This window comes from Streptomyces prasinopilosus (assembly GCF_001419695.1).
GTDB classification, from domain to species: Bacteria; Actinomycetota; Actinomycetes; order Streptomycetales; family Streptomycetaceae; genus Streptomyces; species Streptomyces prasinopilosus.
The window spans coordinates 1-1,104 of record NZ_LIRG01001033.1; the positions used below are offsets into that span (position 1 = coordinate 1).

Here is a 1,104-nt window from a genome sequence, read left to right on the forward strand (position 1 = left end):
CGTCGACGGCGGTGACCTGGAGGGTGACCTTGCCGTCGTCGACGAGGATGCGTTCGCCGGGGGTGACGTCGTCGGTGAGGCCGGCGTGGGTGGTGCCGCAGGTGTGGCGGTCGCCTTGGACGCCTTCTTCGACGGAGATGGTGAAGGTGTCGCCGCGTTCGAGGAGTACGGGGCCTTCGGTGAAGTGGCCGAGTCTGATTTTCGGGCCTTGGAGGTCGGCGAGGACGCCGACGCTGCGGCCGGTTTCGTCGGCGGCTTTGCGGACCCGGTGGTAGCGCTCCTCGTGTTCGGCGTGGCTGCCGTGGCTGAGGTTGAAGCGGGCGACGTCCATTCCGGCGTCGACCAGTTCTTTGATCTGGTCGTACGTGTGGGTGGCGGGTCCCAGGGTGCAGACGATTTTTGCTCGGCGCATGGTTCCGAGCCTAGGGCTTACCGACGGGTAGGGATTAGGTCACATGTGTCCATTCGTCGGACTGGGTATGAATGCTTATGGACAAGTGTTGAACTGTGCGGCCTTGCGCTCCGATGAGCACACCGGAAGGTCGGCTGCGGCTTTCGCGCCGGGGTGCCGCGGGGTGGTGCGGCACTCCCGGTCGTGCGGTGGGCCCGCCGGTTCACGCCTGCCTTTTCACGCCTGCCGTTCTTTACGCCTGCCGTTCTTTACGCCTGTCGTTCTTTACGCCTGCTGCTGTATGCGGAGTGCGCGGGCGAGGTCGTCGAGCTGGTCGACGAGTTTGCGGCGCAGGGCCGGGGTCGGATCGGCCTTGCGGAGGCATTTCTGGCCGAGGCGGAGGGTCTCGGGGTCGACGGCGTGGACGGGGAAGGCCCAGTGGCCGGCGGCTTCGGCGATGGCGGGGCCGCGGCGGGCGGCGAGGGCGACGGCGTCCTTGTAGTAGCGGGCGACGTAGGGGCGCAGGAGGTCGGCCTGTTCGGGTTGCCAGAAGCCCTGGGCGGTGGCGGTGAACAGGTAGTTGGACAGGTCGTCGGTGTGGAAGAGGGCGTCCCAGGCGCGGGCCTTGGCGTCTTCGTGGGGCAGGGCGGCGCGGCAGCGGGCGGCGCCTTCCTGTCCGGTGGCGCTGGGGTCGTCGGCGAGTTCGGCGGCGA

The 1,104-nt window shown here is 68.5% G+C and carries 2 protein-coding genes; both read right to left on the bottom strand.

All coding sequences use genetic code 11. From position 1 onward, the window contains the following. Positions 1–412, bottom strand: a 412-nt coding sequence (locus AOK18_RS29875; RefSeq protein WP_240503375.1) for a pyruvate kinase, incomplete at its 3' end; no start/stop codon positions are given. 264 nt (positions 413–676) lie between these two features. Beyond that, on the bottom strand, positions 677–1,104 hold a 428-nt coding region (locus AOK18_RS29880; protein WP_206281614.1), incomplete at its 5' end, for an ERAP1-like C-terminal domain-containing protein.